20 protein-coding genes and 1 riboswitch are annotated in these 19,288 nt (G+C 40.2%); of the genes, 10 read left to right on the top strand and 10 right to left on the bottom strand.

Features of this window, described 5'->3' with window-relative positions; all coding sequences use genetic code 11:
- The first annotated feature begins 148 nt into the window (after positions 1 to 148).
- Positions 149 to 958 carry an amino acid ABC transporter substrate-binding protein gene (locus HMPREF1116_RS07650; RefSeq protein WP_000811301.1) on the top strand — a complete coding sequence of 270 codons (810 nt, stop codon included), beginning with the start codon at positions 149 to 151 and terminating at the stop codon, positions 956 to 958.
- A gap of 64 nt (positions 959 to 1,022) precedes the next feature.
- Here the strand turns inward: HMPREF1116_RS07650 and HMPREF1116_RS07645 are convergent, their stop codons facing one another.
- Complete coding sequence (locus HMPREF1116_RS07645) at positions 1,023 to 1,856, bottom strand: metallophosphoesterase family protein (protein WP_001015766.1); 834 nt, start codon at positions 1,854 to 1,856, stop codon at positions 1,023 to 1,025.
- A 217-nt stretch (positions 1,857 to 2,073) separates the two neighbouring features.
- Between HMPREF1116_RS07645 and HMPREF1116_RS07640 the strand changes: the two genes are divergently transcribed.
- Genes HMPREF1116_RS07640 through HMPREF1116_RS07620 form a run of 6 tightly spaced genes read left to right on the top strand, consistent with a single transcriptional unit; the run spans position 2,074 to position 4,635 of the window.
- The gene (locus HMPREF1116_RS07640) at positions 2,074 to 2,268 is read left to right on the top strand and encodes a helix-turn-helix transcriptional regulator (RefSeq protein ID WP_001082477.1); all 195 of its coding nucleotides are present in this window, start codon (positions 2,074 to 2,076) and stop codon (positions 2,266 to 2,268) included.
- A gap of 14 nt (positions 2,269 to 2,282) precedes the next feature.
- Positions 2,283 to 2,825, top strand: a complete 543-nt coding sequence (locus HMPREF1116_RS07635; protein ID WP_000712343.1) for a DUF3278 domain-containing protein — start codon at positions 2,283 to 2,285, stop codon at positions 2,823 to 2,825.
- 10 nt (positions 2,826 to 2,835) lie between these two features.
- Complete coding sequence (locus HMPREF1116_RS0102310) at positions 2,836 to 3,162, top strand: hypothetical protein (protein ID WP_000838778.1); 327 nt, start codon at positions 2,836 to 2,838, stop codon at positions 3,160 to 3,162.
- Between the two features lie 26 nt (positions 3,163 to 3,188).
- Positions 3,189 to 3,731 carry a DUF3278 domain-containing protein gene (locus HMPREF1116_RS11880; protein WP_000712074.1) on the top strand — a complete coding sequence of 181 codons (543 nt, stop codon included), beginning with the start codon at positions 3,189 to 3,191 and terminating at the stop codon, positions 3,729 to 3,731.
- Between the two features lie 10 nt (positions 3,732 to 3,741).
- Positions 3,742 to 4,083, top strand: a complete 342-nt coding sequence (locus HMPREF1116_RS12375) for a hypothetical protein (protein WP_000838907.1) — start codon at positions 3,742 to 3,744, stop codon at positions 4,081 to 4,083.
- Positions 4,084 to 4,095: 12 nt separating this feature from the next.
- A complete protein-coding gene (locus HMPREF1116_RS07620) occupies positions 4,096 to 4,635 on the top strand; it encodes a DUF3278 domain-containing protein (protein WP_000711248.1) in 540 nt (179 codons plus the stop codon).
- A 74-nt stretch (positions 4,636 to 4,709) separates the two neighbouring features.
- On the opposite strand, the gene HMPREF1116_RS07615 is transcribed toward HMPREF1116_RS07620, so the two are convergent.
- The 7 genes from HMPREF1116_RS07615 to zapA all read right to left on the bottom strand — a co-directional run bounded on the left by HMPREF1116_RS07615 (position 4,710) and on the right by zapA (position 12,657).
- On the bottom strand, positions 4,710 to 5,606 hold the full coding sequence (locus HMPREF1116_RS07615) for a TDT family transporter (RefSeq protein ID WP_000735929.1): 897 nt from the start codon (positions 5,604 to 5,606) through the stop codon (positions 4,710 to 4,712).
- A gap of 108 nt (positions 5,607 to 5,714) precedes the next feature.
- Positions 5,715 to 6,779: an acyl-CoA dehydrogenase family protein gene (locus tag HMPREF1116_RS07610; protein ID WP_000505569.1), complete on the bottom strand. Its 1,065-nt coding sequence runs from the start codon at positions 6,777 to 6,779 to the stop codon at positions 5,715 to 5,717.
- A 14-nt stretch (positions 6,780 to 6,793) separates the two neighbouring features.
- Positions 6,794 to 7,342, bottom strand: coding sequence for a carboxymuconolactone decarboxylase family protein (locus HMPREF1116_RS07605; RefSeq protein ID WP_000206770.1), 549 nt, complete (start codon positions 7,340 to 7,342; stop codon positions 6,794 to 6,796).
- A gap of 220 nt (positions 7,343 to 7,562) precedes the next feature.
- Entirely contained in the window at positions 7,563 to 8,885 is a 1,323-nt protein-coding gene (locus HMPREF1116_RS07600) for an alanine/glycine:cation symporter family protein (RefSeq protein ID WP_000933399.1), read from the bottom strand.
- Positions 8,886 to 8,975: 90 nt separating this feature from the next.
- Positions 8,976 to 9,064, bottom strand: a riboswitch (glycine riboswitch).
- A gap of 145 nt (positions 9,065 to 9,209) precedes the next feature.
- Positions 9,210 to 11,546, bottom strand: coding sequence for an endonuclease MutS2 (locus HMPREF1116_RS07595; RefSeq protein WP_001035043.1), 2,337 nt, complete (start codon positions 11,544 to 11,546; stop codon positions 9,210 to 9,212).
- Between the two features lie 263 nt (positions 11,547 to 11,809).
- Positions 11,810 to 12,358, bottom strand: coding sequence for a CvpA family protein (locus HMPREF1116_RS07590; RefSeq protein ID WP_000626491.1), 549 nt, complete (start codon positions 12,356 to 12,358; stop codon positions 11,810 to 11,812).
- Positions 12,355 to 12,657 carry a cell division protein ZapA gene (gene zapA, locus HMPREF1116_RS0102305; RefSeq protein WP_000002025.1) on the bottom strand — a complete coding sequence of 101 codons (303 nt, stop codon included), beginning with the start codon at positions 12,655 to 12,657 and terminating at the stop codon, positions 12,355 to 12,357. Before zapA ends, HMPREF1116_RS07590 begins: the two co-directional genes overlap by 4 nt.
- An 86-nt stretch (positions 12,658 to 12,743) precedes the next feature.
- On the opposite strand from zapA, the gene rnhC reads away from it, so the two are divergent.
- From rnhC to recD2, 3 genes are all read left to right on the top strand, one after another.
- Positions 12,744 to 13,625 carry a ribonuclease HIII gene (gene rnhC / locus HMPREF1116_RS07585; RefSeq protein ID WP_000146889.1) on the top strand — a complete coding sequence of 294 codons (882 nt, stop codon included), beginning with the start codon at positions 12,744 to 12,746 and terminating at the stop codon, positions 13,623 to 13,625.
- A gap of 3 nt (positions 13,626 to 13,628) precedes the next feature.
- Positions 13,629 to 14,243: a signal peptidase I gene (gene lepB, locus HMPREF1116_RS07580; protein ID WP_007555342.1), complete on the top strand. Its 615-nt coding sequence runs from the start codon at positions 13,629 to 13,631 to the stop codon at positions 14,241 to 14,243.
- A gap of 100 nt (positions 14,244 to 14,343) precedes the next feature.
- Positions 14,344 to 16,710 carry an SF1B family DNA helicase RecD2 gene (recD2, locus tag HMPREF1116_RS07575; protein WP_000454530.1) on the top strand — a complete coding sequence of 789 codons (2,367 nt, stop codon included), beginning with the start codon at positions 14,344 to 14,346 and terminating at the stop codon, positions 16,708 to 16,710.
- Positions 16,711 to 16,757: 47 nt separating this feature from the next.
- Here the strand turns inward: recD2 and tig are convergent, their stop codons facing one another.
- Together tig and HMPREF1116_RS12460 are read right to left on the bottom strand one after the other, a co-directional pair.
- Complete coding sequence (gene tig, locus HMPREF1116_RS07570) at positions 16,758 to 18,041, bottom strand: trigger factor (RefSeq protein ID WP_000116499.1); 1,284 nt, start codon at positions 18,039 to 18,041, stop codon at positions 16,758 to 16,760.
- Positions 18,042 to 18,482: 441 nt separating this feature from the next.
- Positions 18,483 to 19,288 (bottom strand): mucin-binding protein (locus tag HMPREF1116_RS12460; protein ID WP_007555358.1); only part of this gene is annotated, 806 nt, incomplete at its 5' end.

The following is a 19,288-nucleotide window of genomic DNA, read 5'->3' as shown; positions in this document are numbered from 1 at the left end:
GTGAAACAAATTATCTTTTTTCTTACTTGAGTTGTTTACTACAAAACTGGAAATTATAATATTTCTCTATCACTTCCATAAAAAATATATATTGGATATCTGATTAATTGTCTGGTAAGCTAGATACCATTAAGTAAAGGAGACTCTTATGAAACAATTATTCTTATTATTAGCCATTAGTCCCTTGTTGGTCGCCTGTGGACAAGCCAAACAGGATAGTGCTTCTACTTCCACTGCTAGTCCTAAAACCATTGTTGTAGCAACTGCTGGAGACATCCCACCTTTTGATTTTGAAAAAGATGGTAATTTGACCGGATATGATGTTGAGGTTTTAAAAGCAGTCGATGAAAAACTGGATCAATACAAGATTGAATTTCAAAAAACAGCTTGGGAAAGTATCTTCCCTGGAGTGGATGCTGGCCGTTACCAAGCTGCTGCCAACAACTTGAGCTATACCAAAGAAAGAGCAGACAAATACCTCTACTCCCTACCTATCGCTAAAAATCCTTTGGTGCTCGTAAGTAAAAAAGACAAGGCTCTTACTTCTCTACAAGACATCGCTGGTAAAACAACCCAGGATGATACTGGAACTTCAACTGCCAAGGTTGTTACCGACTGGAATCAAAGCCACTCCGACAATCCTGCCACCATCCAATACTCCGGTGAGGATGTTGCTAAACGTCTGACTGATCTTTCAAATGGCGAGTTTGATTTCCTAATCTTTGATAAAATCTCTGTTCAAAAAATTATCCAAGACCGAGGTTTAGACTTGAACGTGGTTGACTTGGAAAGCAATGATAATCCAAACAACTACATCATCTTTTCAAGTGACCAAAAAGAATTTAAAGACCAATTTGACAAGGTCCTCAAAGAACTCTACCAAGATGGAACCCTTGAAAAACTCAGCAAAACCTATCTCGGTGGTTCCTACCTACCAGATCAATCTCAATTACAATAAGATATATTAAAAACGATTGGCTAGTCCAATCGTTTTATTTAGTATTTGTAAGTTAAAGCAACTCTTACAAAAAATCAAAATAATTCTTCACATCCTCCACATAGCCATGCTTTTCATTTAGGATAGCAAGTAATTCCCTATTATGTCCTTGATAGTTGTCCTCACGTCGTAATTCTTCATACATTTCGATAAAAGGAAGACCTTTGGTCTTGGCTGATTCTAGCTCTGCTTCATAATCATAAGCAACTTTTCGAAATTGGATATTGACCAATTCACCATTTTCAACTTCAAGTAAGGCATACTGGGCACGGTGATTTTTCAGCCCTACCCAGTCAAAATAAGGCATACCAATAGAACCTGGATTGAGGATTTGTTGACCTTGGCTACCGTAACGCAGAAGCTGTTTATGGACATGTCCATAGACGGCTACATCAGTAGTTTCATCAAGTAACTGGTCAAATTTTTCGGTATCATTTTCAACCAGCAAATCACCACCATAATTTTTCTCAGGTAAATTATGTGAAAGAGAAAAGCGCAAGCCTTCTACTTCTTTCTTGGCTACCATAGGTAGATTTCTCAACCAATCAATATGCTCTGGGTTTAGACGCTCCATTAAAAACTGGGTCAATCGCATGAGCTGGATTTCTTGGGGATCCTCTAAACCATATTGCCCATCTAAAACCTCCAACACACAATCATCCCAGTTGCCTCGAACGGATGCTGTAATGGGAAGGTCTTTCAAAAGAGCCACCAAGTCATTTGCTCCCGGCCCAGGAAGAAAAATATCCCCCAAAAGCCAATATTCAGTCGCTCCCAAATTTTTAGCGTCCTCAAGTACTCCAGCTAAGGCCGTCGTGTTGCCATGTATGTCTGATAAAATTGCAATCTTATGGTTCATTTTCTGCTCTTTCTTTAGTGGATAGCTTTCGGTTTATTCAATCCACTCTTATATTTTTTACTTTTCTTCATTATAGCATAAAATAGCTAGAAGATTTTATAATGGAAATATTCTCATCAACTTTCTTTTAAAAATATGTCAAAAATAGTTGACATTTTATTTTCAAAAGAATATACTATAGTCAAATATATGTGACACAATCTAAAAAGGAGGAAGCATGAATCGTGTGAAAGAATTCCGCAAGGAACTGGGCAAGTCCCAACTCGAACTTGCCAAGGATATCGGTGTCTCGAGGCAAACCATCAACATGATTGAAAACGATAAGTACAATCCAACCTTGGAACTCTGTCTCAATCTGGCCCGAAGCCTCCAAACTGACCTCAACAGTCTCTTTTGGGAGGATGATTGTTAAAAAGGAGAAGAAAAATGAAAAAAGAAACTTTCACTGAAAAGCTCATCAAACGCACTTACGGTATTTCTGATCCACTGGACGAATACAAACGGCGCGAAGCTGACCGCATCGGAAATAAAGTCTTTATGATTCTCTTTTATCTGATGATTTTCGGCAATGTTATTCCACTCGTTCTAGCCTATAAATATCCTCAACTAGTGGCTCTAGTCTATCCTCCTCTGATTTTAGTGATTGCCCTCATCTCTGCCGGCTACGTCACCTACCAAATGCAAAAAACAGGTATTACAACTATTGAACCAGATATGTTGAGTGAGAAAGAAAATAAGCAACTACACTACCCTGGTCTTAAAGCAGGTTTATTCTTTGGTCTATGGATGTTTTTTATAACTCCTCTTCTAGGTATACTCATAGGTGAAGGTCAGGACTATTTTCAGTCTCTTCTCACTATAAGAAATGGTTTAGCAAGCATTTTCGGTTCTATCTTCTTCGGAGCAAGCATACAGTTCCTCATCTCCCGTCGCATTGCAAAAACTAAGAAAGATCCGGATGAGGATTAGGAGGTACCTTATGAAATCATTACTAACTTTACTTACCTATCATCTTTTGTTCAGTTCTCTGTTCATCTTCATCATCGTTTCAGGGAATTTGCCAATCTACGATATAGTCCTCCTTCCAGTCTTTGTTCCAGCACTCAACAAAGGATTGACTTATCTAAAGATCGACTCCCAAACAACGCGCATACTCAACTTAGCACTATTCTTTATGATTCTATCCTTACCACAACTGACACTCATTTCAAGTAATTGGAAATATTATATACTGCTAACTATCGCTATCCTTTCTTCTATTACTTATCTTTATTATCTCTATCAATTCGTAAAAGCAACAAAGTAACATCGTTCATTTAGGAGAAATTACCCATGAAAAAAGAACCCCTCAATGAAAAATTGATCAAACGTATCTATGGCATTTCAGGGCCACTTGATGAACACAAACGACGCGAGGCTGACCACATCGGGAATAAAGTCTTTATGATTCTCTTTTACCTCATGACTCTAGGCAATTTCATCCCCTTTGTCCTTGCTTATAAATATCCCCAAATGGTCGCTTTCGGATATCCAATCATTATTTTTCTGGTTTCCTTGGTTTGTGCTCTCTATGTCACTACTCAAACTAAAAAAACTGGTATTGCTGCTATCGATCCTGATATGTTGAGCCAGAAGGAAAAGAAACAGTTACGTAATCCCGGACTTAAAGCTGGTCTGATCTATGGAATAGCCATGTTGTTTGGAATGCCACTTCTCGATATCCTAATGGATGATAGCAAGAGCTATCTTACCTCTCTTCTGAATACCAGAAGTATCTTGTCGACCATCGTTGCAGCCTTCTTTTTCGGATTAACAGTGCATATTGTTGTCACCCTTCGTATTCAAAAAGCTAGAGAAGATCAAGACGACGATTAGGAGGAAACTTATGAAATCACTACAAACTTTAATTCTCAGCCATATTTTGATCAGTATCTTTATGACAGTTTTCCTAGTTTATGGCCAAATTACGCGTCCTTTTCTAATCATCTTCCTCTTAGCCCTTCCTGTCTTGAACAAAGGACAAAGATTTCAGAAAATCAAATCAAAAAAAATACGCCTCCTAAACGCATCACTCTGCTTTATCCTCATATCTTTTCCACAACTGTTAACGAATTCTATGGATTGGAGATATCTCCTATTTCTAACTATCTGTATCATTTTTAGTTTGGTCTATTTCTATACTCTCTGTCAACTCTTTAAAGAAGTTAAACAAAAAGAAGGTTATTAAGAGGTCACTACCATGAAAAAAGAAGACTTAACCACTCGCTTAGTTCGAAATTTCTTTCATATCCAAGGACCCTTTGATGAATGCCGTCAAGAGGTTATCTACAAGGCTTGCGCCCGTTCCATGGTCCAAATCTTTTACTCTTCCTTCTTTCTCTTCCTGTTCTATATTTTGTTTGGACGCTTTATAGAAATTGTTCAATCGGTTATGCCCTACATCTATTTTGGACTCATTTTGTTCATGAGTATAAAAGCCCAAAGAGCTGTCAAAGAGCTGAATCTTGAAAAGGATGATAAATCAGAAATCATCTACAAAACTTACAGCAAACACCAAATAAAAGTTCGTAGTTGGCTGGTATTTATAATTATTGAGATTGGCTTATTTGCCCTGCTACTCTTTCATAAACTCTTCGTTCAGCAGGTGCCCCTTTCAACATTCTTGGAAAAAATCATCCAAACAGAGATAATGATCCCCTTACTGGTCTTTGGTCTTAGTATTGGAGCCATCTTTGGGACTATGACTTATTGTTTTTTATCCGAACATGAAGAACAGTAGGAGAAAGCTGATCTAATTGATTTACACGTTCAAGATAGAACAACCCCTAACACTTCTCCGTGCTAGGGGGTCTTTTATTTTCTTAAATATCTCACATATTCTACTAATACGTAGACAAGGATTGTTAAACAAATGATAGTTTCTAACCAAACGAGGAGGTTAAGAGCTTGAAACTGTAGGATGCCCTGGGCCATTTTCAATGAAGTTGCTGTGATGATAGTTGGGAAGGTTAGGGCTGAAAAAGCTGGTTGAAATCCCTGTTTTAAAATCCTTGGTAAACGACTGAGAACAAAGAAAAAGAAAGTCTGTGAGGCAAAAATCATGACTAGCAAAATCCAGTTATGAAGTCCTGAACCTCCGATCCGAACGAGTGCTGCTAACAATAGAGAAAAGGGAGCACAATAGATTCCTTCTTGCCCCAGCAAAGCCCGTGGCAATGGATTACTTTTCAAATCTTGATAAATCAGAGGATAAAGGAAAAGGGTTAAGGTAAAACCAAAAATCCAAGCGCCATAGGCAATCTCGACTATGCCCACGACTGGGTAGGTCAAGCTTGCTACTGCTATCCCTACATAGAGAACTGTCCAACTTGGCGTTGCGCTCGTTCTTGGTTTAGTCTGCACATAATTTTTAGTGAAGTAAATGATTAAACCTACATCTAAAAGAAAAGCAAACCACCAAAGAATCTGCGCAACAATGCTCATGTTCATGGGTAAGATTCGTAACAAATAAGTTGATAAAATCATCCCTGCCATGGGAAAGGTCGCCATTCCCGATAATAGAGGAGCTTTCTTAAGTTCTTGCTGGCTTTCTTGCCAATCACTAAGATGACTGTATAAAAAATAAAACCATAAAATCAAGCCTGACAAACTAAAGACGTGCGATAATAGTGGAAAAATATCCAGGATGAGATTGCCTGCTCCAGCCAATCCCAATAAGCACCCTGAAAAGGCCAAGGGGAGTTTTTTCATGTGAACCTCCAATAGTCATGTTATTATCAGTATAGCATAAAAGCGCTTAAATGAAGTATTAAAAAACGAAGTTTAAAAAGATAAACCTCGTTTTTATTTTCTTTATTTTTAGTTTGTCGCTAGAATATGTCGCAATTGCACAGCACTAGGAGAAACAATTGGCAAAAAGGCACCTTCATTCCAACGACGTATGAAACCAGATGTCGATTTACTAAAGTATCCTCTACCGCCACCAGCTTGTAGTTCTAACAAGAGACTTTGAGCAACAACATCAACAATATTAATTCGTAACTGGAATAGCTCACGCGGATTTCTAACGAAATAGGACTCTTCAGATAGTCCTTGATAGAGAGAATGTCGAATATCATCTAACTGTTCGACCTGATGCTGCCATTCTTCCTTCAAGACATCTCTTTTCCCCAATTCTTTTTCGACTTCTGAGAGTGAACGTTCAGCCAAACCAAAGGCTAGGCCAAATTGGTAGCCTAAAAAGGCTGGACGATTTTGCGCTAAAAATTGATGAGCATCCCTCGATAGAATCCACTCTTCCTTTAAAGATACCTTGTTAAAAGTCAGAGCTGCTGTATTCCCTCCTTGGAGAGAAACAAATTCCAAATCTTCGGAACGACTAAAGTTTTCTGCGTCCGATGGTACGGCTACTACGTAACTTTGGCTCGGGTCATCTGCAAATCCTGCTACAAAAATAGTGAGGAAGCGATCCCTACGAGCATTGGTTACCCAAGGAAGTCGGCCTTTTAGGTAATAATCCCCATTTTCTTCAAGGATTCGAACATTTAGTTCTTCTAAGTCAGATAGATACTTGACTGCATTAGATAAGGCCGTAGCGCCTGCATATTCTCCTGATAAGAGTTTTTCCAAGTAAACTTCTTTGAAATAAGCATTATCAGTATGAAGAATATTGTCTATTAAAGTTCGTTGCCCCCATGAGATAAAGGAGGCTGTTAAGGAATGTTGAGCGAGTTCAGCAAGGATATCGATAACATCTTGATCATTTCCACCTAGCCCTCCAAGAACTTTGGGAACCCCTACACGAAAGGCGCCTTCTGCAGCAATTTTCTCAATCAGTTCTTCTCCAGCTTGACATGATTTTTTGTCAATTTCATCAGCGTGCTGGTCTAACCAGCTTAAAAATTCTTCTGAAAAAAATCCCATACTTTGTCCTCCTCTTATGCATAAGGTTGTAATTCTGGATTAATCGGTGTATTAGCCAGGTTATTAGCATAGTTACAGAGCGTTGCCAAACTAACACCGAGAACAACATCCAAGGCATTTTCTTGCGTATAGCCAGCTTCAAGGAATTCTCCAAGAGCTTCATCTCCTACGCGCCCTTTGGTATTGATGACTGCCAAGGTAAACTTAGCTAGGGTATCCAGCTTAGGATCGCTTTCGATTGGGGTACGATTGCGAAGGGCTTGGAGAAGGTCATCATTCATCTGGATTTGCTTGATAGAAAAGGCTGTGTGACCAGCGACGCAAAAGGCACAACCATTAGTTACGGCTGCAGTAATTTGCACCACTTCGCGCTCTACAGGTGTTAGACTATTGCGACGGTTAATAGCTCCAACAGTTCGGTAAGCTTCTAGGGCTGTTGGGGCATTGGCCAAAAGACCGATAAGATTTGGAATATAGCCATTGTTATCCTTTTGTACCGTTTCAAGAACTTCTTTCACTTCTGCTGGTGCTGATTCTACTGTGTGGATAGTAAATGTTGTCATAAGGGGACCTCTTTTCGTTTTGTAATTGAATGATTTCTGCGAAAATCTTACGAAATCTCATCAGCCTATTGAACAAATCCTTGCCTTGATTGATGACTCATTAGCTTTTCGTTGACAATAAGTCTAACACAGAATCTATACCTTGCATAATATATATTTTAAATTGCACTGATAAAAAATTTTTATGAAAACAAAAAATCACACCAGATGTGTGATTAGCTTATTTATCAAAATACTTCTTAGTCTCAGCAATAACAACTGGCGACAAGGCTAAGAGTGCAATCAAGTTTGGTAGAGCCATGAGGGCATTAACAATATCCGCAATGACCCAGACCATATCCAGCTCGATAAATCCTCCCAGCAAGACCATGAGTACAAAGACCACACGATAAAGCCAGATAAAGCGAACGCCAAAGAGAAATTCAAAACAACGCTCTCCGTAATAGTTCCATCCCAAAATCGTAGTAAAGGCAAAGAGTACCAAGAAGACCGTTAAAAGAGCAGGTCCAAAGAAAGAAAATACTGTAGAAAAAGCTGACTGAGTTAGAGCAACACCATCTAAATTACCATTCCAAACCCCAGTCACTAAGATTGTCAAACCAGTCAAAGTACAGATAATCAAGGTATCAATAAAGGTTCCTGTCATAGAAATCAAACCTTGCTCCACCGGTTCGTTGGTCTTAGCTGCCGCAGCCGCAATGGGAGCTGAACCCAGTCCAGACTCGTTTGAGAAGACACCACGCGCCACACCATTTTGAATAGCCATCCGAACACTAGCTCCTGCAAATCCTCCCACTGCAGCTATGGGACTAAAAGCTGATGTGAGGACCAGTGAAAGTGTTGCCGGTACTTTATCGATATTAAAGAAAATGACTGTCAAGGTTCCCAAGATGTAGACAATAGCCATAAAGGGAACAACTGTAGTTGACACCTTTGAAATGGACTTGAGCCCACCAAAGACTGCGATCCCTACAAAAATAGATAAAACAAGTGCAGTAATTGTCGGATCAATACTAGCCGTATTTTGCACGGATTCTGTAATGGAATTCACCTGAGTAAAAGTACCAATCCCTAAAAGTGCAACTAGTACTCCAGCTACAGCAAAGAAGATTGCAAGAGGGCGCCATTTTTCGCCCATCCCTAGAAGGATATAATGCATCGGTCCTCCTGCTACCGCACCATGATCATCCTTGGTTCGATATTTGATAGCAAGTAGTCCTTCTGCATACTTGGTTGCCATTCCAAAGAAAGCAGCCACCCACATCCAAAAAAGAGCACCTGGTCCACCAACCTTGATAGCCGTTGCAACCCCGATAATATTTCCTGTACCAACAGTTGCTGCTAGGGCTGTACACAAGGCAGCAAAGCTCGACACATCTCCATGCCCCTTATCCTTGGTAAAAATAAGCTGGAAGGCCTTAGGGAGACGCAGGATTTGTAAAAGCCCTAAACGAAGAGTCAAGTAAATCCCTGTACCAACCAATAAAATCAAAAGGGGTGGGCCCCATACCAGAGCATCTAGCTCTTTTAGCAAATTTAACATCCTTTTCTCCTATCTATTCAACCCCAAAAGAAAGAGCACATGTTAAAAACATGTACTCTGGAATGCATCGATAAATGCCAAAAAGCGCTCTATCATTGCTCTGTCCTTTTACCTGAGAGTTTGAGCAGTTGCCTGCCTTGCCCCTTCGGTGCCTTTACGGTCTCTCCAGAGTTCCGTCCATTTACAGTCATGAAAAATCAAACGATTTTCCACTTCTATTAAACTTCATTCGGTGTTGTATTTAATTTTTCTTATTTTACAAGAAAAAACAGAACTTGTCAATTGTTTTCAGAGAATTTTATTCAAATTTTCATTATTCTCGCTTTATCCCTTAAAGGTTACAATGGTTGCGCCAGATCCACCTGCATTTTGTGGTGCATAGCCAAAGCTCTTGACCTGTTTATTTCTTTGTAGGTACTTAGTTACCCCTTCACGTATGACACCTGTACCGATACCATGGATGATGTCAACTTGGGCCATATTGTTGAGCAGGGCTTGGTCGATAAAGGCATCCAGGGCTTCCATAGCTTCCTCGTAGCGTTTGCCACGAAGGTCTAGTCGAGCTTGTGGACCTTTGCCTACTGCACGTTTAACGACGTTAACTTGTTTCTTCTTGACTGGCGCTTCTTGCTGAGCCTGAACTAAGTCAAATTCTTTTTCCTCAAGTGTCATCTTAATCAAGCCAACCTGTGCTTCCCAACGTCCATCCTTGAGTTGATTGGTCAAGGTACCACGTTGACCATAGCTTAAAACGATAATATCATCTCCAACTTTTGGAGCTCGTTTTTTCTTGGCCTTCTGAAGAACCTTGTTTTTAGAAAGGTCAACTTTTTCAGGGGCTAATTTTTTGAGCTTAGCCTTGGCTTCGATAATTTCATGTGGTTTTAGTTGAGATTTACTGTGAAGATTTTTAAGTATATCATCACTCTCAGCTAGGGCCAAATCAACAATCTCAGCAGCTTGTTCTCGCGCCTTATTGAGTTCAGTTTCTTTCTCACGATTGAGCTCGTTATAAAGTTTTTTAAGGGCACGGTTCATCTTGAGATTTTCTTGCTCGACTTGGCGAATATTCTCAAGACGTTTCCTGCTTTCAAGTGTTTGTTCTTCCAATTGCTCAATGATGCGATTGACATCATTGTCTTGATTAATCTGCTTGCTGGCATCACCTACGATGACATCCGACAAGCCTAGACGTTTGGCAATTTCAAAGGCATTGCTTCGACCTGGAACTCCCTGCATAAAGCGATAGGTTGGGCGCAGGCTAGCTGTATCAAATTCCATGCTGGCATTCTGAACATAGGCCGTTTCAATACCATAGGCTTTAAGTTCAGGATAGTGAGTGGTTGCCATGGTCTTGACCTGACGCAAGCGTAAGTCTTCTAGGATAGACATGGCAAGAGCAGCACCTTCTTGGGGATCCGTACCTGCTCCAAGCTCATCTAGTAGCAAGAGGGAGTTCTGATTGACCTTACCCAGAATATCTACGATATTAGTCATGTGACTAGAGAAGGTTGAGAGACTTTGCTCGATGGATTGTTCATCTCCGATATCCGCAAATACCTCCTCGAAAATCCCTATACGACTACCCTTATCAGCTAAAATTGGTAGACCAGACTGGGCCATCAACTGGGTCAAACCTAAGGTCTTGAGCATAATGGTCTTACCACCCGTATTAGGACCCGTGATGACGATAGCTGTTAAATCTTTCCCAAAGTGCACATCATTTGCGACTGCATTTTTTACAAGAGGATGACGAACGTGAAGAAGTTGAATCTCCTGTCCCTCAGACACTTGAGGTACTACTGCCTCCGTCTCTTGGATAAAGCGAACCTTAGCACGAATCAGGTCCAAATGTCCAATAATCCAGGCATCATTGGCGATTTCAGCTGCATGAGGTCTTACTCTTTCAGAGAGTTCTTGGAGGATACGCATCATCTCATAGCGTTCGTCTGCACGAAGACTTGCGATTTCCTCACTCAACTTGACTACTTCACGAGGTTCGATATAAACAGTGTTCCCACTGGCAGAGATATCATGAACCACACCAGCAATCTTATTTCGATAAGTATTTTTGACAGGAAGAACCTGGCGACCATTTCGACTAGCAATGATGCCTTCTGTTAACATCTGAGCTTTTTGCTTGAGAAGGTCTTGCAAGACATCACGGACTTGACTTTCACTATCATGGATTTTTCGACGGATTCGTGCCAAATCCTCACTAGCAAAGTTCTCAATAAATCCAGCTTCGTTGATGGCTTGTAAATTTCCCTGTAAATGTGGAAAATCATGAAGTTTCTCAAACCAGTTAGCTAGGTGGTCCAAACGTACATTTTCAAGATTGTCATAAAAATTCTGCAATTCACGACTGGCAAAGATGACACGCTTGAGAAGGAGAAATTCCTCGATGTTGAGGTCAGCACCCATCTCCAAACGTTTGCTAGTTGCAGCAATATCTTTTGTTGCCGAAATGCTGAAATGAGGATGCTCGACAAAGAGTTCTTGCATTTCCTTCATCTCTGCAAAAGCTTGCTTAATCTTGTCTCCTTTATCAGTCGGAGCAAGTTCTTTCAACTGCTCTAATCCTTGCTCGGTCAAAAGATGAGGCTCAAATAAAGCCTTGACCTTATTAAATTCTAATGTTTCTAGTATCTTTTTATTCATTTTCTTTTCCTTCGTAATGAGCGAACGAATTTTTAAAATTCTCACTCTTTTCAAAAAGGCTCCTAAACTATTGATACTCAATGAAAATCAGAGAGCAAACTAGGAAGCGACCCGTAGGTTGCTCAAAGCACTGCTTTGAGGTTGTAGATAAGACTGACGAAGTCAGTCACATATATAATCCAAGGCGAAGCTGACGTGGTTTGAAGAGATTTTCGAAGAGTATGAAATTGTAAACAAAAGGCTAGGAATAGTTCCCGCCCTTTTTATCCGATTATTTTGGTTACCCAGAGTTGTTTAATCACATGACTAGTGATGGGAACACTCTGGATAATATGTTTAGCTACAAAACTGTTTTCAAGTGAATTTTGAACAATTTGTAAAGGAACAGTTGCAAGAATAGTCAGTATCATCTGGAGGACAAATAAGGTCACAGCCACTGATAAAACTCCTGCGCATATACGGAAATATTGACCCGCTAGCTTTTTAGTCGGTAGAAGATTAAGAAAGAGACCCAGCAATCGACCGAAGCAGTAAAACACCGTAAAGGCTAAGAGATAACCAAGACCTGCATAAAAGACTTTGTCCAGCTGGAAAAGTTGATTCGACGGGAAAAAGAAGGTTCCCTGCCCTTGCTGTGGACTTGCATATGGGATCAACAAATCAAATTGTTTCCCTAAAGATTGATAAAAATTTCCTGCAAGAAGAGCTGAAATCACAGTTGCTACAAAATAATAAACCTGGAGAACTAACCCTCTACGATAACCGATATAAAAGCTCCATGCAAGAACCAATAAGAGAAGGACGGAAATCATAGCGAATCCTCTATCTTGCTCTGTTCTTGTTTTGCTGCTACAACCTGATGGCGGAGAGCTTCTAATTCTTGCTCCTTATCATCAAATTCAATCTCACGACTGAGTTGAGTTGACAAACTATTGACTGCTAATAAAATAGCGATTGTCTCATCATCCGCTCCAGGCATTTGTTCTTTGATTGCTTCATATTTTTCTGTTGCGACCTTGGCAATTTCCTCCATAAAGAGGTTGTCATGCTCAGTTGTTAGGGTCAATGTTTTTTTGCCGAATGTAAACTTGTATCGATTTAAATTTGCCATAAAATTCACCTCACGATATTATACCAAATTTCACTAAGTTTGTCAGTTTTTACCAATTCTACAGCTTTTATGGTACAATAAGAACTATGGCAAGTATTACATTAACCCCGAGTGAAAAGGAAATCCAAGCCTTTGTTCAGCAATATGAACAGGCACTGACTCCTAGTAAAAATCCTTATATTCGCTACTTTTTGAAGCTTCCCCAAGCTAGTGTTTCCATCTACACTTCTGGAAAAGTCTTGCTTCAGGGAGAAATGGCTGAAAACTATGCCAGTTTTTTTGGTTATCAGGTCAGTCAAGGAACTAGCGGACAAAATTTCTCCTTGATTGGAACAGATGAGGTGGGGAATGGTTCCTACTTCGGTGGTCTGGCTGTAGTTGCATCCTTTGTGACTCCTGACCAACATGACTTCCTACGAAAATTAGGTGTAGGGGATTCTAAGACTCTGACAGACCAAAAGATTCGTCAGCTTGCCCCTCTGCTTAAGGAGAGAATCCATCATCAAGCGCTTCTTCTTTCTCCAAGTAAGTATAATGAAGTCATCGGAGAGCGCTACAATGCCGTTTCCGTCAAGGTAGCTCTGCATAATCAAGCGATTTTTCTCCTCCTCCAAAAGGGAGTCCAGCCAGAAAAGATTGTGATCGATGCTTTTACGAGTGCTCAAAACTATGAGAAGTACTTAAAAAATGAAGCCAATCATTTTTCTAATCCAGTCAGCCTAGAGGAAAAAGCTGAAGGTAAGTACTTGGCTGTCGCAGTAAGTTCTATCATTGCGCGTGATCTCTTTCTAGAAAATCTCGAAAATCTGGGTAGAGAACTTGGTTATCAACTTCCAAGCGGGGCTGGAACAGCTTCTGATAAGGTAGCTAGCCAAATCCTTCGTGCTTATGGTATGCAGGGACTCAACTTCTGCGCCAAACTACACTTTAAAAATACTGAAAAAGCAAAAAAAATGCTAGAAAGGTAAATTATGAAATATTTAAAATCGTTTTTAAAAGAGTGGGGAGTTATCTTCCTACTTATTACACTAGTAGGTCTTAGCCGTCTCTTTCTCTGGAGCAATGTCCGCGTAGAAGGACATTCTATGGATCCTACCCTAGCAGATGGAGAAATCCTCTTTGTGGTTAAACATCTCCCAATCAATCGTTTTGATATTGTAGTTGCTCATGAAGACGATGGGAACAAGGATATCGTTAAACGGGTCATTGGTATGCCAGGAGATACTATTCGTTATGACAATGATAAACTCTATATTAACGGTCAAGAAACTGATGAGCCCTATTTAGCAGAATACCTCAAGCGTTTCAAGGAAGATAAACTCCAAAGCACTTATACTGGAACTGGTTGGGATGGTAAAAAGGGAGAATACTTTAGAACTTTAGCTCAAAAGGCTCAGGCCTTTACCCTAGATGTTAATTACAACACTAGCTTTACCTTCACTGTACCAGAGGGTGAATACCTCCTACTGGGTGATGACCGTCTGGTATCTAGCGACAGTCGACATGTTGGTACCTTTAAGGCAAAAGATATCATTGGTGAAGCCAAATTCCGCTTCTGGCCACTCAAGCGTATCGGAACATTTTAAAAACTAGGAAGAGGCCGAGAATTTTCTATCTCAGCCTCTTCTCATTCTATTTTGACTAAATCTGGGATACATTTTCTCAGAAACTATTGTAAGGAATTTTATGGAAGTTTATTTTTCAGGCACCATTGAACGCATTATTTTTGAAAATGTCAGCAATTTTTTCCGCATTTTGCTCCTAGATATTGAGGATACCAATGCTGAAGACTTTGATGATTATGAAATCATTGTCACAGGTACCATGGCTGATATCATTGAAGGAGAGGAATACACCTTTTGGGGACAAATTGTCCAACACTCAAAGTATGGGGAACAGCTACAAATGACTCGCTATGAGAGAACCAAGCCGACTAGTCAGGGCTTGGTCAAGTATTTCTCCAGTAGTCATTTTAAGGGAATTGGACTCAAAACAGCCCAGAAAATTGTGGATATCTACGGGGAGAATACTATTGACAAAATCTTAGAAAATCCAGACAAACTCCAATCAATCTCTGGACTCTCTGCTAAAAATCGTGAAGCCTTCATCTCAACTCTTCGTCTTAATTACGGAACAGAGATGGTCTTAGCCAAACTGGCTAATTATGGCATCCCAAATAAACTAGCCTTTCAGATTCAAGACTTTTACAAGGAAGAAACGCTAGAGATTGTCGAGAATTATCCCTATCAACTGGTCGAGGATATCAAGGGCTTGGGATTTACCATCGCTGACCAATTAGCCCAAGAATTGGGGATTGAGAGCCAGGCTCCCGAGCGCTTCCGTGCTGGTCTCGTCCATAGTCTCTTTCAAGGTTGCATGGAAACGGGAGATACCTATATGGAAGCTAGAGACTTGTTGGAGCAAACCCTCAACCTTCTTGAATCCTCCCGTCTAGTCGAACTAGAGCCGAGTCAAGTTGCCCAAGAGCTTGCTTATCTGATTGAAGAAGATAAGGTCCAGCAGATTGATACCAAAATCTTTGATAATAGCCTCTTTTTTGCAGAAGAAGGGATTCGCAGCCATCTCATCAGAATCCTCGAAAAAGGTCAGAGTAAAAAACAGGATCTAGAAACCATTCAAGAACATATCGCAACTGTTGAGGAAGAACTGGGGATTGAGTATGATAGCATTCAAAAACAGGCCATCTGCGATGCTATCCAGAACAAGGTCTTTATCCTTACAGGTGGACCTGGTACAGGTAAGACTACTGTTATCAACGGCATTATAGCTGTCTATGCTCTCTTAGAAGGGATAGACCTCAAGAAAAAGAGCAATCTGCCCATTCTCCTAGCTGCTCCCACCGGTCGCGCAGCCCGTCGCATGAATGAGTTAACAGGCTTGCCTAGTGCAACTATTCACCGCCACTTGGGTATGACTGGAGACGACGATACCAGCCATCTGGAAGATTATTTGGATGCTGACTTTATCATTGTTGACGAGTTTTCCATGGTAGATACTTGGCTAGCTAACCAGCTCTTCTCCAATATCTCCTCTAACAGTAAAATCCTTATCGTTGGTGATAGCGATCAGTTACCTTCTGTCAGTCCTGGTCAAGTCCTAGCAGATTTACTCCAGATACCAACCATCCCTCAAACACGTTTAGAAAGAATCTACCGTCAGAGCGAAGAATCAACCATTGTCACTCTTGCAAGTCAGATTCGTCAAGGAATATTACCTGCAGATTTTACCCAGAAAAAAGCAGATCGCTCCTACTTTGAAATCGCTAGTAACCATATCCAGGCTAGCATTGAAAAAATCCTAGGTGCTGCTATCAGAAGTGGCATACCTGCTCGTGATATTCAAGTTCTTGCCCCTATGTACCGTGGAACTGCTGGTATTGATGCCATCAACCAGCTCATGCAAGACCTACTCAATCCTCCACAAAAAGACCAGCTTAGCTTTGAAGCTCCTCAGTGTCACTATCGAACAGGAGATAAGGTCATTCACCTAGTCAACGATGCAGAGGTCAATGTCTTTAACGGAGACTTAGGTTATATTACAGACTTGATTCCAGGAAAATACACCGAGTCCAAGCAGGATGAGATTGTCATCGATTTTGATGGTAACGAGGTTTCCTATCCTCGAAATGAATGGTACAAGATTCGCTTAGCCTATGCCATGAGTATCCACAAGTCTCAGGGGAGCGAGTTTCCCGTCGTTATTCTACCTATCACCAGTGCAAGTAAGCGCATGTTAGAGCGTAATCTCATCTACACTGCTATCACTCGGGCCAAAAGCAAGCTGATCCTACTAGGCGAAATACAGGCCTTTGACTATGCAACTCAACATATCGGAACAGCTCGTAAGACCTATCTGATTGAACGTTTCGCTGACCTAATGGAGGATGCCGAGGAAACAAACCAACTTGCTACCGATACTGCCATCTCAACAGACACTGAACAATCCTATATTCTAACCGAAGACAACTGGTCTAATATTCCAGCCATGATTGGGATTAGCCAAGAAGACCTGCAGGAATTTTTCGGAAAATAAAGTACAAGAAAACCCACCGAATCCGGTGGGCTTTTATCTTGTAAAGATTATTTTACTGTTGCAGTGCTTGTGATCAATTCAACAGCTTTTTTCACTGCGATATCGTGTTTCAACATTTCAGCTGAAAGCAAGCTTTGTACTTGTGCAACTTCCATGTTGTAGTCTGCAGCTAACTGCTCGATTTCTTTTTGGATTTCTTCTTCTGAAGCGTCAAATCCTTCAGCTTTCGCAACTGCTTCGATAACAAGGTTAGTCTTCGTACGTGACTCAGCTTCTGCTTCGTATTGTTTGTGAAGGTCTTCTTGAGTAGTTCCAGTGATTTGGAAGTACATGTCAGGGTTGATACCTTGACGTTGCAAGTTTCCAAGGAATTCATTTACTGAACGGTGAACTTCTTCGTGGATCATTTCTTCTGGAAGTTCAACGATTTCAGCATTTTCAACTGCTTTATCGATTGCTGCACCTTCAACTGCATCCTTGTATGCTTCTTCTTTAGCAGCAGCCAATTCGTTGCGGTATTTTTCTTTCAATTCAGCAAGTGTTTCAACTTCTTCATCGATGTCTTTTGCAAGTTCATCGTCAAGAGCTGGAACTTCTTTCGCTTTTACTTCGTGGATAGTTGTTACGAATTTAGCTTCTTTACCAGCAAGATCTTCTGCTTGGTAGTCTTCTGGGAATGTTACGATAACGTCTACAGTTTCACCAGCTGAGTGACCTACCAATTGGTCTTCAAATCCAGGAATGAATTGACCTGAACCAAGTCCAAGTGAGAAGTTTTCACCTTTTCCACCGTCAAATTCAACACCGTCGATAGAACCAACAAAGTCGATAACAACAGTATCACCGTTTTCAGCAGCACCTTCTTTGATAACCAATTCAGCCAAGTTGTTGCGTTCACGTTCGATACGCTCTTCAACGTCAGCGTCAGTTACTTCTTTTTCTACATCAACTGATACTTCAAGGTTTTTGTAGTCGCCCAATTTAACTTCAGGTTTTGTAACAACTTCAGCAGTGATAACCCAGTCTTGACCTTTTTCCATAGAAGTGACGTCAATTTTTGGTTGTGCAACGACTTCAAGACCAGCTTCTTTTACAGCTGCTTCATAAGCGTTTGGCAAAAGAGCGTTCATAACATCTTGGTAAAGTGACTCTTCACCAAATTTTTGGTCGAAGATAGGACGTGGAAGATGACCTTTACGGAAACCAGGAACGTTAAGAGATTTCTTTACTGAGTTAAATACACGATCCAATTCTGGTTTGATTTGGTCTTGAGAGATAGTGAAAGTCAAGACACCACGGTTTGTTTCTTTGTTTTCAAATGATACAGACATTCTGTCATTTCTCCTTAAAATTTTTTTAAATACAGTCTATTATAACATTTTCCATTGATAAAAGCTAGACTAATGCAGATAAATCTGGCTAAAACACATTTTTTATAATTTTCTATCTTAGTCTACTCAGGAAAATTTAGTAAATTTTTGACATTCTGGAGTTAGTTTTTAGCTAGTATTTCCAAGTATTATTATTTTAATTTTGAATATTCTTTGAGAGTATATTTTCAATTGCATAAAGTGTTCCACATAAAAAATTAAGTTTGATTCATTTTGAGTATTACACATACAAAATTATCTCTATAAAGTATTGTAAGGTAATATTGAATACCAAATTTGATAACTAAAAAGAAGACAAACATTCTTAAAATGTTTGTCCTCTTAATGCTATAGACTCTATCATCTAGTCCGAAGTAATTTCAATAGGATTAAATTTTTATTTTAATCTTCTTTTTTCTTACGAACTACAAGTCCAAATCCACTCATTACTCCAAGAAGTCCAAGTGCTGCTAAGCTAGTATGATCTTCAGTACCAGTATTTGGCAACTGAGGAGTATTTTCTTTAGCAGAGGTTGGTTTCTCTGGAGCTACTGGTTTCTCTGGAGCTACTGGTTTCTCTGGAGTCACTGGTTTCTCTGGAGTTACTGGTTTCTCTGGAGTTACTGGTTTCTCTGGAGTCACTGGTTTCTCTGGAGTTACTGGTTTCTCTGGAGTTACTGGTTTCTCTGGAGTTACTGGTACAATTGGAACGTAGATGATTGGTGTGTCATCACCTGGGTTTGTTGGAAGGTTTGGAAGTTCCTTACCTGGTTCTACTGGTTTACCTGGTTTGCTTGGATCTTTTGGATCTGGCAAGTATGGTTTGTAGCCTGGTACGTCTGGAACAACTGGTTTTCCTGGTTTTGTTGGATCTGTTGGATCATTTGGATATTTCACATCTGGTGTTGATGGGAATTTAGGATCATCAGATTTTGGAACCAAGCTTCCAAGTGGTTTATAGGTAACAATCTCTACTACTTCAGGATTTTCTGGAGTAACTGTCTTACCACCGGCTTCTGTCTTATCAGCGTAGTAACCTGGAATTACTGGAACAGATACCTTACCGTAAGTATGGCTCTTTTCATTCCATGTTGTAGTTCCAGAAGCTTTGTTTTCTTTACCAGTAAATGTAAAGTCATCTTGGACATTGTCTCCTGGAGTCTTATCGCCTGCTCCTTCAAACTTAACTGTTTGTTTAGTTGGTTTCT

The sequence above is a fragment of the Streptococcus sp. SK140 genome (assembly GCF_000259525.1).
In the GTDB taxonomy this organism is placed as follows: domain Bacteria; phylum Bacillota; class Bacilli; order Lactobacillales; family Streptococcaceae; genus Streptococcus.
Note: the sequence above shows the minus strand (reverse complement) of the source record. Positions and strands in the feature narration are given on the sequence as shown.